This is a genomic window from Kineococcus rhizosphaerae, from assembly GCF_003002055.1.
Classification (GTDB): Bacteria; Actinomycetota; Actinomycetes; order Actinomycetales; family Kineococcaceae; genus Kineococcus; species Kineococcus rhizosphaerae.
Genome location: NZ_PVZF01000007.1, coordinates 120,761 through 133,245 on the forward strand (window position 1 = coordinate 120,761; position 12,485 = coordinate 133,245).

The following is a 12,485-nucleotide window of genomic DNA, read 5'->3' on the forward strand; positions in this document are numbered from 1 at the left end:
TCACCACCTGCCTTGGGGGGGACGGGCCGCCGGGGCGGCCGGACGGAACGTCGACGGGCGGGCCGACGGGGAACTGGAGGAACCGGAGGAACCGGCAGAACCGGTGGAGCGGGGGGTGGTGCCGAACGGGGTGGACCTGACCGCCGGGGCGGGGGCCGTCGTCCGGGGCGCGGCGGCGGGCGCCACCCGGCCCGCCGGCCCCAGCCGGCGCTGGACGGCGTCAGCGATGGAGCCCAGGGGAAGGACCTCGTCCGCGATGCCCTCGCGGGTGACGGCTCCGGGCATCCCCCAGACGACCGAGGTGGCCTCGTCCTGGGCGAGGACCTGTCCCCCGGCCGCGGCGACGGCCTTGCACCCGAGCTTGCCGTCCGAGCCCATCCCGGTGAGGATCACCGCGAGGAGCTCGCCGCCGTACGTCGCGACCGCCGAGCGGATCATGACGTCGACCGCGGGTCTGCAGAAGTTCTCGGCAGGCCCCTGGTTCAACTTGATCACCGTCTGCGGACCGCGCCGGACGACCTCCATGTGGAAGTCCCCCGGGGCGACGTAGACGGTGCCCGGCACCACGACGTCGCCGTCGGCGGCCTCGACGACGCGCAGCGCGCTGACCTTGTCCAGGCGCTGGGCGTACAGGCGGGTGAAGACGGGCGGCATGTGCTGGGTCACCAGCACGGGGACGCCGAGGTTCGCGGGGAGCTTGGCCAGGACCGCCGACAGCGCCTCGGGGCCGCCGGTGGAGGAACCGACGACGAGGGCGCGGGGCGCCTTGAGGGCACCGGTGCGCTCGCGGGTCGTGACGGGGGTGGCCGCGCGGGCCGGCTCGGCCGCGGCGGGGCGGGCGAGGGCCGGGGCGGCGGGCGCACCGTGCCCGGGGACGAGCGCCTTGATCTTGGGGATGAGCTGCTGGCGGACCGACTCCATGGACTCCTGGACGCTGCCGACGTTGGCCGGCTTCGTCACGTAGTCCGAGGCGCCCGAGGACAGGGCCTCCAGGGTCGCGGTCGCGCCGCGCTCGGTGAGCGTGGAGAACATGATGACCGGCAGCTTCCGGTCGACCTTGCGGATCTCCTTGACGGTCTCGAGGCCGTCCATGACGGGCATCTCGATGTCCAGGGTCACCGCGTCGGGCTTGAGCTGGGCGATCTTCTCGAGCGCGATCCTGCCGTTGGCCGCCGTGCCGACGACCTCGATGGCCGGGTCCGAGGCCAGGACGTCGGTCACGATCCGCCGGACGACGACGGAGTCGTCCACCGTGAGCACACGGATCCTCTGGCCCACCTCGCACCGCCCTTCCTCACCGTCGGCGCGCGGTCCGGCGCCGTGGGACACCGCCCGCGACGGGCGACTCCCTATCCATCGGCGGCGGGGCCGCAACCTTGAACGACGGCACGCACCTCGTGACTGTCCCTACCCAGCTACTGTGCGTCGCCGAGCGCTCACTCGTCGACCGGGCCCGCGTCGGGGCCGGCCGCCGGGCGCCCAGCACCCGGCGAACCCCCAGCGGGACCGGCGATGATGCGCGGGTGCCCCGCCGCCTGACCGCCGCCGACATGCCCAGCGGGCTCACCGTCCGCATCGACCGCGTCCGCCGGGACGGCGCGTGGCTGCGGACGTGGACGATGTGGATCGCCGAGACCGACGACGTCCCCCCGCAGCACCGGCACGACGTCGTCCTCGTCCACGGCCTCGGGGTCTCCTCGGCGTACTTCCAGCGCCTCGCCGTGGAACTGGCCCGCTTCGGCACCGTGCACCTCGTGGAGCTGCCGGGCTTCGCGGGCGTCCCGCACCCGGACCGGCGCATGACGACGCAGGAGATGGGCAGGCTCGTCGCCTCCTGGGTCCGCGAGCAGGGCCTGACGGGGGTGCTGCTCCTGGGGCACTCGATGGGCGCCCAGGTCGTGACCGAGGTCGCCCTGCGCGACCCCGACCTCGTCGGGCACGTCGCGCTCGTCGGGCCGCCGGTGAACCTGGAGGAACGCTCGGTCCCGAAGCAGGTGGCCCGGTTGCTGCAGGCCGCGGTCTTCGAACCCCCCGCGGTGCGCCGGATGTCGATCGAGGGCTACCTGCGCTGCGGGTGGCGGTGGATCGCCCACACGCTCCCGTCGATGATGCGCTACCCCATCGAGGACCGGATCACCGGCGTCGACGTCCCCGTCCTCGTCCTGCGCGGCGCCCACGACGCCGTCGCGCCCGAGGGATGGTGCCGGATGCTCGCCGACCGTGCCCGCAAGGGGACCTTCGCGCAGGTCCCCGGCGCCCACTCGGTCGTGTTCGACCACGCCCGCGAGGTCGCCGACCACCTCGCCGGGCTCGTCACCCGGTGACCGCCCCGTGAACCTCACCGCCCGGCTGGCCGACTACGCCTGGCTCGTGCGGGCCCAGCTGCGGTTGCGGACCCCGGACTGGTCCGCTGGCACGGGTGCCCCGGTGCTGCTGGTCCCGGGGATCTGGGAGACGTGGCACGTGATGCGCGGGCTCGGGGACGCGCTGCACCGGGCCGGGCACCCCGTCCACGGCCTCGACCTCGGGACGAACTCCGCGGACCTGGCGTCCTCGGCGGAGCGGCTGTGCGCGCGCCTCGACGGCCTCGACCTGCGGCACGCGGTCGTCGTCGCCCACTCCAAGGGCGGGCTCGTCGCCAAGCTCGCCCTCGGGCGCACCGACCGCCTCGACGGGGTCGTGGCGCTGGCGACCCCCTTCGCCGGGTCCCGGTACGCGACGTGGTTCCCGGCCCGGCCCGTGCGGCGGCTGTCCCCGCGCGACCCGGAGATCCGGGCCCTGGCCGCCGACGCGAGCCGGCACGCGCGCATCGTCGCGTTCCGGCCCCGCTACGACCCGCACGTCCCCCGGGCCGCGACGGGGGCGGCCGCGCTCACCGGGGCCGTGGAGATCGAGGTCGACCTGGAGGGCCACTTCCGGCTGCTGGGGGACCCGGGCGTCCAGGCGGCCGTCGTGCGCGCGGTGGAGGGGTTCGGCGCCGGCCGGTGAGCCCGACGGCCCCCGCGGGACGGGGAGGCCGTCGGGCCGGTCGTCAGGACCGCTGGCGGCGCAGCAGCACGACCACCAGCGCGGCCAGCCCGAGGACGAGACCGCCCCCGGCCAGGCCGCGGGCCAGCGGGTCCGCCCCCGAGCCCGTCGCCGTCGTCGCGGCCACGGGTTCGGTCGCGGCCGTCGTGGCGTGCCCCGAGCCGTGCTCGTCGTCGGCCGCGGCGGTCGTCGTGAACTCCGGCGCCGGGTGCTCCGGTTCGGCCGCCCCCGCGGCGGCGACCTCGGTCCAGTTCGAGACCTCGCCGTCGGCGTAGGTCTGCACGGTCGGCAGGGTGACGCGGGTGCCCGCCGCGGGCAGCGGGCCGACCTGGGCCTCGAACTCCTGGAACTGGTGGACGGGGATGCCCGGGGTCCCGGGGTCGGCGGTCCAGGTGATCGTCAGCGGCGCCTTCGTGACGGTCGCGCCGGCCACGTCCACCGGCTCCGGCAGGGCCCCCTCGATGACCTGGGCGGTCCACCCGGTGAGGGGTTTCGTCGCGACGTAGGTGAGCGGGTGGTCGGTCGGCAGGGACACGACGATCGACGTCGTGGCGGCCGCGTCGGACTCGTTGGGGACGCGGAACGTCACGACGCTGTACCCGTCGGCGGCCGTCGCGTCGGGGGTGGCGTGGACGTGCGCGGAGGCGGGGACGGCGGCGAGCAGGACTGCGGCGCAGGCGGTCGCGGACACGGCCAAGGCGCGGGTGGGCAGGGTGGAACGGTTCACGGTGGGTCCTTCAGGGGTGTCGTCAGAACGTGGTGGCGAGGGCGGGGACCCTCGGCGGACCACGTCGGCGGACCCGGCGCGCGACGACCGCGCGCGGCCGCGGGACGACCGGCACCGGCGCGGGGACGACCCGCGCACGGACGAAGCGCACGAGCGCGAGCAGCACCCGGACGACGGGGCGCAGCCACGCCCACAGCGACCACACCAGGGACTCGCCGTGCTGCAGGGCGACCACCGCCAGGACCGTCGCCAGCAGGTGGGCACCCGTCATCACCGGCGACGGCGTCATCGGGTCGGCCGTCCCGGACAGGACCAGCGTCTGGTGGTGCCCGGAGGTGACGACCGTCGCCATCGGCCCCGAGCAGGCGTCGAAGACCTCGTGCAGCGCGAGCTGCCCGCCGCCCAGGACGGCCGACAGCACGGGCCAGGACAGCCGCCGGCCCGCCAGCAGCAGGCACACCGCGCTCACCACGACCGCGACGGCCGTGAACAGGAACGGGCCCGGCAAGCGGCCGCCGGCCGCGACGTGGGCCCCCGCGGCCAGGCCCAGGACTGTGGCCGACACCGCCCCGGCCCGCCACCGGCGCAGGACGCCGGTCGTGGGGGCGGGGGTCAGCACCCGCCCACGGTACCGGGGCGGTCGATCACTCCGGGCCGAACGCGGCCTCCCACGGCCGCAGCAGGACCGCGCGGGCGTCCGAGCTCAGCAGGTCGGCCACGACCTCGGCGTGCACGACGCCGCTGACGACGTTCCACAACCCGTTCGCCCCGTCCGCGGCGTCCAGCCCCCCGGCGCGGAACGCGCGCACGGCCAGCAGCTGCGCGGCGGCCGCGGTGCGGACGCGGTCGGACAAGTGCACCGCCCACGAGGCGTCGTGCACGGCGGAGGCCCACTCCCCCGCCGACGGACGGCCGCCGGCGGCGACGGCCCGCAGGCAGGCGCGGTCGGTGCCGTCGAGGCGGCGCAGGGTGTCCAGGACGCGCGCGACCCCGGCCTGCTCGGGTCCCAGGCCCGCCGGCTGCTCGGGCAGCGGCGCCAGGTCGCGGACGGCCTGCAGGTAGGGGTGGGCCAGGACGCGCCGGACGTGGTCGGGCAGCCGGTCGCCGAGGTAGGCGGACACGGCCGCGTCGGCCAGGACGTCCGCGGCCCGGCCGGCGTCCTCGGTGCGCAGCCGGGGACCACCGGCCAGCGGCGTCGACCACGTCCAGTCGAAGACGTCGTGGTGGACGAGCCGCACGAGGGCGTCGGCGTCGGCGATGGTGCTGGTCTGCAGGACGCGCACGACGCCGTCCTCCACGCGGGCGCCGGAGACCTCGTCGGCGAAGTCGTCGTGCTTGAGCCCGTTGGCGACCTGGTGCAGGACGTCGGTGATCTGCGGCAGGTTGTCCACCGCGCGGCGGACCGTCTCCCACGCCGACGCGCGGGCCTGCGGGTCGTGGCGGGCGGCGAGGACCGCGATCTCGCGCGGGCCGCACTCCAGCGCGCGCAGCAGGACCTCCGCCGCGGAGTCGCCGTCGCGGAGCCGGACGAGGTCGAAACCCAGGACGGGGGAGCTCACGAGGGAGTAGTGCACGGTGTCGCCTCCGGTGCCGGGTCGGGCTCGGTACCGGTCGGGTACCGCTCCACCGGTCCGGCGGAGTGGCTCAACCCTGACACTGCGTGACCTCCCGGGCCAGGGGACGTCCTCCGTCCGGCCCCCTGGCGGGGTCCACGACCCCCCGTGCGGGTCACGGCGCGGCACCGCGTTGAGCCGTCCGGGCGACGGCGGACGGCCCCGGCCGTAACGTCGGGTCGTGCAGCCGGAGGGGACCGCCGAGCCCGACCCGCCGCCGGAGGAGTCCCGGCACTGGTTGTCGTGGGTGCTCGTCGCGGGGTGCGCCGCCCCGGCCCTGCTGCTGGCCGAGGCCGCCCGCCGGGTCCTGCGCGGCGGGTACGACGCGCAGTACTTCGGCGGCTACCCCGCCGCCTACCTGGGCGACGCCGACGCCACGGACCGCCTCGACGTCACGACCGCCGAGCGCTTCCAGGTCCTGTGGTCGCTGCTGTCCCTGCCCGGGCCGCTGCTCGGCGCGGCCGTGGTGGGGGTCCTCGTCGTCGCGGTCGTGCTGGCCGGGCGGCCGGCGTGGCTCGTGCCCGACCGGTGGGGCCGCCGCGTCGCCGCGCTCGCGCTGTGGCTGGCCGCCGCCGTCTCCGCGGGGGTCGTCGCCGGGGTGCTGCAGGGGTACTCCGCCCCGGTGGAGTCGCAGGCGGACTCCCTGCAGGTCTTCCTCGGCAACCGCAGCCCCGACGACTTCCCCGGGGTGGCCGGCGCGCTGGCGCTGCTGCTGCCCGCCGTCGTCGTGCCCGCGCTCGGCGGCGCGGTGCTGTGGCGCACGGGGGACGCGCCGCCGGTCGTCCCCGCCGGGGGCGTGGTTCCCGACGAGGACGAGGAGGACGGGGCGCAGGACCCCGGACCCCCCGGACCGGAAGGAGCCGCGGCGGCGCCGGTGCCGGAGCGCGAACCCGTCGCGCCGGTGTCCCCGCCCACCGTGCCCGAGGCCCAGCGCCACCTGTACCGGCGCCCCGGCTGACGTCCGGCTCGTGCGCGCGGCCCACCCCGGGGACGATCACCGGGTGAGCTGGTACGCGGGCAACGCCGACGTCGACGGCGCGCAGGACGGGGGGTGGTTCTTCGGGTCCTTCATGGCCGGTCGCGCACCGGCCCGGACCAGCGAGCACCTCGAGGTGAAGTGGGCGCAGCTGGACCCGGGGTCGCGGGACGAGGAGTGGACCGCGCCGGAGGCGGAGACGTCGCTGTGCGTCCTGGTGGCCGGGTCCCAGCGGCTGCGCTTCCGCGAGGGGGACGTGCTGCTGAGCACCCCCGGGGACTACGTCGTCTGGTTCCCCGGCGAGCAGCACACCTGGGAGTCCTCCCCCACCGAGGTGACCACGACCATCACCGTCCGCTGGCCCTCGCGGGCGGGCGGCTGAGGACGACGCGGGTGCCCGGACAGGTTGCGGCGCAGCACGTCTGACCGCCCGGGACCCGATCCGTCGGCGGTCCGGTCAGCCGTTGCCGCCGACGCGGAACTCGATCCAGGCGTCGTTCATCCGCTGGGCCTGGCCCGGGGTGAACGTGTCCATGCAACCGTCGTCGGAGTAGTCCATGAAGTTGTGGACCGGGTCCAGCCCGGGCGCGGCGCAGGTGTCGGCGCCGACGGGGCACCCGAACTGCGGGACCGCCTCGCGCGGGGTGTCGGCGACCCCGTCACCGCTGGCGGAGCAGGCGCTGGCGAAGGTGTGCTCCAGACCCATCCAGTGGCCCACCTCGTGGGTCAACGTGTCGCCCCGGTTGTACGGGGCCGCCGTGCCGCCCGGCATGGACTCGTCGAGCATCACGACCCCGTCGACGTAGTCACGGCCGTTGTTGTACCCCTTGGGGAAGTAGGCGTAGCCGAGCAGCCCACCGCCGAGGTCGCCGACGTAGACGTTGAGGGTCTCCGAGTCACCCTCGTGCAGCGCCCGCTTCACGTCCCGTTCCGCCTTGCCCGGCGCCAGCGACGCCCAGGCGGCGTTCACCGTGTACGTCGTGCGCTCGAGCGCGAACCGGAACGGGGACGCAGCCGCGTCGGGCGAGGTCCTGCCGGCGTAGGCGTCGTTGAGCACCTTCACCTGCGCCGCGATCAGGGTTGCGTAGCGCGACCTCTCGGCCGGGGTCGTCGGCCGGCCGGTCACGACGTGGAAGACCGTCTCGACCGTCACCGACCCCGCGGGCAGCATCGGGTGGGGTTTGATGACGCCGTACTTCCCGGCGTCCTTCGCCGCGTAGAGCGCCGGTTCCGCGGCGGCACCGCCCTTGGCGACGCGCGCCGCGGAGCCGGACCCGGCGCACCCGGCGGTGGACGCCGGAGCCGCGGCCGACGACGACGTGACCGCCCCGGAGACCGTCACGGCGCTGAGCGTCGCGGCGGCGACGACGGGGGCCAGCCTGCGGGTGAGGTGCCGGACACGGGAGACGCGAACCGTCATGGCGGGATCCAGTCGTCGCGGGGTGAGGTGGCGACCACCCTGGCACACCGCAGGGTCTGCGGGCAGGGGGTTCCCAGGATCCGTCCAGCCGTCGTGCCGCACCGGCGCACGCGGGGTCCCGCCTCGTCCGTCCCGCCCGGACGCGGACGCGGAACGGGGTGGGACCCGAAGGTCCCACCCCGTTCGTCACCCGTGCGTCACCCGTGCGTCAGGCCGCGTGCTCGGCCCCCTCGATCTCGAGCGCCTTGTCGACGTCGAGGACGAGCAGCAGCGCACCGTCGAGCTTGTAGGCGCCGCGGATGAGTTCGCGGATCGGCCCGGACAGCGTGTCCGGCGGCGGTTCGAAGGTCGAGTCGGTGACCTCGATGACGCCCCCGATGGAGTCGACGAGCAGGCTCCAGACCTCCTCGGCGGCCCGGACGACGACGTTCATCGCGACCTTGCCCTCCTCGCGGTCGGGCATGTTCAGCCGCCGGCGCAGGTCCAGGGCCGTGACGACCTGACCGCGCAGGTTGATGAGGCCGGCGACCGCGTACGGCGCCAGCGGCGCGGGCGTGCGGGGCTGCTCGGTGAGCACCTCCTGCACGCGCCGGACCTCGACACCGAACAGGTGCCCGGCCAGGTGGAACGTGGCGTACTGCGTGGACACGTCAGACCCCCAGTCGCTTGGACGCTTCGGCGAGCTCGTTCTGAGCCTGCTCGGTGAAGAAGTGCGGGTCGGCCGCCAGGATCGCGGACCGGACGTCGAGGAGCTCGGTCACGCGGTCGCGGATGACCGCGGAACCGACCAGACCGGCGTCGTCGATGTCGGAGTGCGCGTCCTGACCGGCGACGATGTCGACGATCTCGTCGACGACGATCGCGACCGACCGGCCGCGCGCGGAGTACACGACGCCCGGGAGCGAGGTGACCTCCTGCGCGCCGTAGGTGGCCCGGGAACCGCCACCGAGGTGGTTGGACAGGCGGACCAGCGGCAGGATCTCGCCGCGGTAGCGGACGACCTCGCGGCGCCCGACCCGCTCGATGGAGTCCGTCTTGAACTCCTCCAGGCGGGTGACGACGTCCAGCGGGATCGCGACCCGGCGGTTGTCGCCGAGGCCGACGACCAGCAGGCGCTGCCCGTCGCCGGTGGCGGTCTGGGTCTCGGCCGCGGTGTCGGTGGCGTGCTCGATGCCGTCGGCGCGCATGGTGCGACGGGCCAGGGACTGCACGTCGAGGATCAGCGAGACCCGGCCGTCGCCCAGGATCGTGGCCCCGGCGTAGGCGCCGATGGCCTTCAGGGCCCCGGACAGGGGCTTGACGACGATCTCCTCGGTGTCCAGGACGCGGTCGACCAGCAGGCCGAACCGGCGTCCGTCGCACTCCAGGACCGCGATGACGAGGTTCGTCGGCAGCTCCACGTCGGCGGGGCGCTTGAGCTCCAGCGCCTCCTCGAGGCGGATCAGCGGCAGCAGGGCCCCGCGCAGGCGGTAGACCTTCGCGCCGCCGACGTCCTCGATGGCCTTGCTCATCTTCTCGGTGTCCAGGCTGACGAGCTCGAGCAGGTTCACCTGCGGCATCGCGTAGCGCTGGCCCGCGCACTCGACCGTCAGGGCCGGGACGATCGCCAGCGTCAGCGGGATCCGCAGGCGCCAGACGGTGCCCTGGCCGGTGACGGACTCGACGTCGACGGACCCGCCGATGCGTTCGATGTTCGTCTTCACGACGTCCATGCCGACCCCGCGGCCGGAGACGTTCGTGACCTTCGCCGCGGTCGAGAACCCCGGCAGGAACAAGAACTGCAGGATGTCGTTCGGGGTGAGCGACTCCAGCTTGGCCGCGGAGACCAGGCCCTTCTCGACGGCCTTGGCGCCGATGACGACCGGGTCGATGCCCTTGCCGTCGTCCTTGATCTCGACGACGACCTGGCCGCCCTCGTGCGCGGCGCGCAGCTTCAGGGTGCCGACCTCGTTCTTGCCCGCGGCGCGGCGCGTCTCGGGGGACTCGATGCCGTGGTCGACGGCGTTGCGGACGATGTGGGTCAACGGGTCCTTGACCGCTTCGAGCAGGGTGCGGTCGAGTTCGGTCTCGCCGCCCTCCATCTCGAGCTTGATCTTGCGGCCCAGCATGTTCCCGAGGTCGCGGACGACGCGGGGCAGCTTCGACCACAGGTGGTCGATGGCCTGCATGCGGGTGCGCATGACGGTTTCCTGCATCTCGCTCGCGACGAGGTTCAGGCGGTGGCAGGCGCGGGTCAGGTCCTCGTCGCGCAGCGCGCCGGCGCGCTGGAGGATCTGGTTGCGGGCCAGGACGAGCTCACCGGCCTGACGGACGAGGGACTCCAGGAGCTCGACGTCGACGCGGATGGTGGCGTCGGCGGCCGAGGCCTTCTCGCCACCGGCCGCGGGGGCGGCGGGGGCCGGAGCGGCGGCGGGCGCCGGGGCGGCCACGGGGGCCACGGGGGCCGGCGCCGGGGCGGCCACGGGAGCGGGGCCCTCGACGACCGGTTCGGGCTCGGGCTCGACGACCGGTTCGGGCTCGACCTCGGCGACCGGCTCGGGCTCCACGACCGGCTCCGGCTCGGGAGCGGCCTCGACGACGGGGGCGGGGGCGGTCTCGACGAGCGGCGCGACCGCGGCGACCTCGACACCGGCGCCGTCGGCCGGCGGCAGGTCCGGGGTCTCCCCGTCGAGCACGGCGCGGATGGCCGCGACGACCTGCGCGACCTCGACACCACCCTCGGAGTGGGTCTCCTCGATGGAGGCCAGCAGCGCGCGGATCGTGTCGACCATGCGCAGCAGGACGTCGGTCGTCGTCGGGGTCATGACCAGCTGACCGTCGCGCAGACGGGCCAGCAGGTTCTCCCCGACGTGGGCGACGGACTCCAGCTTGGAGAAGGCCAGGAAGCCGGAGGTGCCCTTGATCGTGTGGATGGTGCGGAAGACGCTCGCGAGCAGCTCGCGCGAGCCGGGCTGCTGCTCCAGCGCGACGAGGTCGGAGTCCAGCTGGTCCAGGTTCTCGTAGCTCTCGACGAGGAACTCTTGGACGATCTCGTCCATGTCGTCCACGTGGACTCCCACTTCTCGCGTCGGGGCGACCCGGCGGGCCGCTGTTCTTCTAGGTGCTCATCGGCAGCGGAGGCCGGGAGCTGAAACGCCCCCGGGCCCGGCCACCGGGGCGGGGACGCCGAAGAGGCCGGCCCCCGGGGAACGGGGACCGGCCTCGAGGGGCGGTGCGGGGCTCAGGCGCCGGCGTTCAGGCGCGCGAGGGCGGTCTGGACCAGCGTGATGAGGCTGTGCTTCGTGGCGGCCTTGGAGCGCGCGTCGGTGTAGACGAGCGGCACGTGGTCGGGGACCGCGAGCGCCTCGCGGACGGAGTCGAGCTCGTGCTGGGCGACGCCGTCGAAGCAGTTGACGGCGACGACGAAGGGGATGCCGCGGGACTCGAAGTAGTCCACGGCGGGGAAGCACTGGTCGAGGCGGTCGGTGTCGACCAGCACGACCGCGCCGATGGCGCCCTTGACCAGGTCGTCCCACATGAAGAGGAACCGGTCCTGGCCGGGGGTGCCGAACAGGTACAGCCAGAGGTTGCCGGGCAGCGCGATGCGCCCGAAGTCCATGGCGACCGTGGTCGACGTCTTGCGCTCGGAGTTGAGGCCCGCGTCGTCGACGCCGACCGAGTGCTCGGTCATGGCGGCTTCGGTGCGCAGCGGCTCGATGTCGGAGATCGAGCCGATGAAGGTCGTCTTGCCGACGGCGAAGCCGCCGGCGACGACGATCTTGACGACGGTGGGCGGGGCCTGAGTGTCGGTTCCCGCGGGCGCTCCGGCTCCGGCGGGGCTGACGTCAGAGCGAGGAAATGCCATTGAGAACACTCTCCAGGACGCTGATGGTGGTCGCGGGTTGGGGGGCGGAGGTCATGGTGAGGCCGTGGATGCGGACCTTCCCGGACTGGGACAGGTCGCTGACCACGACGCGCACGACGCCGACCGGCAGGTGGACGTGGGCGGACAGTTCGGCGATCGACAGGTAGGACTTCTTGGTGAGTTCGAGGATCTTGCGCCGTTCGGGCGTCATCCCGATCTCGGGTTCGGCCGTGGCCTCCACGAGCGCCTCGACGGGGAGGTCGGCGTTGCTCGGGCGGGTCCGTCCACCGGTGACGGTGTACGGGCGGACGGTGAACTCCTCGACGTCCTGGTCGTCGTCGTCGGACCAGAGGTCCGCGCTACCAGGTGCTGTCACCGGGCGTCACCGCCGCGCCGCGAGCGGCGCGGAGGTGGGCAGGGCGGCCCGCATCTCCGAGACGAGCTGCGGCGTCAGGACGGTCTCGGCGCGCTGGACGAGCATGGCCATCTCGTAGCCGATGAGGCCGACGTCGCAGCCGGCTTCGGCGGCGACGGCCAGGACCGAGCCGTCGGAGATGTTGACCAGGAAGAAGAACGCGTCGTCCATCTCGATGATGGCCTGGCGCACCTCGCCGGACTGGAGCTGGTTGGCGGCCCCGCGGGCCAGGCTCGACACGCCGGAGACGATGGCGGAGAGCTGGTCCCCGGCCTCGCGGTGGAGCTTGTCGGACATGGCCATCAGCAGGCCGTCGGCGGAGACGACGACGGTGTGGGTGACGCCGGGGACGCTCTTGACGAAGTTGTCGAGGAGCCAGCTGAAGTCGGCGGCCTCGGAGCTAAGCGCGGTCACAGTGGGTTTCCTCTTCTCGGGGCGTTCTTCTGGTCAGGGGTGGTGGGTA

At 74.4% G+C, this 12,485-nt stretch carries 14 protein-coding genes; 4 read left to right on the top strand and 10 right to left on the bottom strand.

Going from position 1 to position 12,485, the window contains the following annotated elements; genetic code table 11:
* The gene (locus CLV37_RS14600) at window positions 1-1,266 is read right to left on the bottom strand and encodes a protein-glutamate methylesterase/protein-glutamine glutaminase (RefSeq protein WP_425433622.1); all 1,266 of its coding nucleotides are present in this window, start codon (window positions 1,264-1,266) and stop codon (window positions 1-3) included.
* A gap of 257 nt (window positions 1,267-1,523) precedes the next feature.
* Between CLV37_RS14600 and CLV37_RS14605 the strand changes: the two genes are divergently transcribed.
* Both CLV37_RS14605 and CLV37_RS14610 read left to right on the top strand, forming a co-directional pair.
* The gene (locus CLV37_RS14605) at window positions 1,524-2,324 is read left to right on the top strand and encodes an alpha/beta fold hydrolase (RefSeq protein WP_106211618.1); all 801 of its coding nucleotides are present in this window, start codon (window positions 1,524-1,526) and stop codon (window positions 2,322-2,324) included.
* A gap of 7 nt (window positions 2,325-2,331) precedes the next feature.
* Entirely contained in the window at window positions 2,332-2,988 is a 657-nt protein-coding gene (locus CLV37_RS14610) for an esterase/lipase family protein (protein WP_106211620.1), read from the top strand.
* Between the two features lie 43 nt (window positions 2,989-3,031).
* Here CLV37_RS14610 and CLV37_RS14615 read toward each other — a convergent pair whose 3' ends face one another.
* Genes CLV37_RS14615 through CLV37_RS14625 form a run of 3 tightly spaced genes read right to left on the bottom strand, consistent with a single transcriptional unit; the run spans window position 3,032 to window position 5,313 of the window.
* Window positions 3,032-3,754, bottom strand: a complete 723-nt coding sequence (locus CLV37_RS14615; RefSeq protein ID WP_106211622.1) for a YcnI family copper-binding membrane protein — start codon at window positions 3,752-3,754, stop codon at window positions 3,032-3,034.
* 22 nt (window positions 3,755-3,776) lie between these two features.
* Window positions 3,777-4,373 carry a hypothetical protein gene (locus CLV37_RS14620; RefSeq protein WP_106211624.1) on the bottom strand — a complete coding sequence of 199 codons (597 nt, stop codon included), beginning with the start codon at window positions 4,371-4,373 and terminating at the stop codon, window positions 3,777-3,779.
* 25 nt (window positions 4,374-4,398) lie between these two features.
* Window positions 4,399-5,313 (bottom strand): hypothetical protein, encoded by a 915-nt coding sequence (locus tag CLV37_RS14625; protein ID WP_146149419.1) that lies wholly within the window; start codon window positions 5,311-5,313, stop codon window positions 4,399-4,401.
* A 235-nt stretch (window positions 5,314-5,548) separates the two neighbouring features.
* Here CLV37_RS14625 and CLV37_RS14630 point away from each other — a divergent pair, with 235 nt between their 5' ends.
* Together CLV37_RS14630 and CLV37_RS14635 are read left to right on the top strand one after the other, a co-directional pair.
* A complete protein-coding gene (locus CLV37_RS14630; protein WP_106211628.1) occupies window positions 5,549-6,325 on the top strand; it encodes a hypothetical protein in 777 nt (258 codons plus the stop codon).
* Window positions 6,326-6,368: 43 nt separating this feature from the next.
* Entirely contained in the window at window positions 6,369-6,725 is a 357-nt protein-coding gene (locus CLV37_RS14635) for a signal peptidase I (RefSeq protein WP_106211630.1), read from the top strand.
* Between the two features lie 75 nt (window positions 6,726-6,800).
* On the opposite strand, the gene CLV37_RS14640 is transcribed toward CLV37_RS14635, so the two are convergent.
* The 6 genes from CLV37_RS14640 to CLV37_RS14665 form a co-directional block, all read right to left on the bottom strand.
* Entirely contained in the window at window positions 6,801-7,763 is a 963-nt protein-coding gene (locus CLV37_RS14640; protein ID WP_106211632.1) for a zinc metalloprotease, read from the bottom strand.
* A gap of 208 nt (window positions 7,764-7,971) precedes the next feature.
* Window positions 7,972-8,412 carry a chemotaxis protein CheW gene (locus CLV37_RS14645; RefSeq protein WP_106211634.1) on the bottom strand — a complete coding sequence of 147 codons (441 nt, stop codon included), beginning with the start codon at window positions 8,410-8,412 and terminating at the stop codon, window positions 7,972-7,974.
* Between the two features lies 1 nt (window position 8,413).
* Window positions 8,414-10,810, bottom strand: coding sequence for a chemotaxis protein CheW (locus CLV37_RS14650; RefSeq protein WP_106211636.1), 2,397 nt, complete (start codon window positions 10,808-10,810; stop codon window positions 8,414-8,416).
* 173 nt (window positions 10,811-10,983) lie between these two features.
* Window positions 10,984-11,607: a GTP-binding protein gene (locus tag CLV37_RS14655; RefSeq protein WP_106211638.1), complete on the bottom strand. Its 624-nt coding sequence runs from the start codon at window positions 11,605-11,607 to the stop codon at window positions 10,984-10,986.
* Window positions 11,588-11,983 (bottom strand): DUF742 domain-containing protein, encoded by a 396-nt coding sequence (locus CLV37_RS14660; RefSeq protein WP_106211640.1) that lies wholly within the window; start codon window positions 11,981-11,983, stop codon window positions 11,588-11,590. Before CLV37_RS14660 ends, CLV37_RS14655 begins: the two co-directional genes overlap by 20 nt.
* Window positions 11,984-11,989: 6 nt before the next feature.
* The gene (locus CLV37_RS14665) at window positions 11,990-12,436 is read right to left on the bottom strand and encodes a roadblock/LC7 domain-containing protein (protein WP_106211642.1); all 447 of its coding nucleotides are present in this window, start codon (window positions 12,434-12,436) and stop codon (window positions 11,990-11,992) included.
* Window positions 12,437-12,485: the final 49 nt, after the last annotated feature.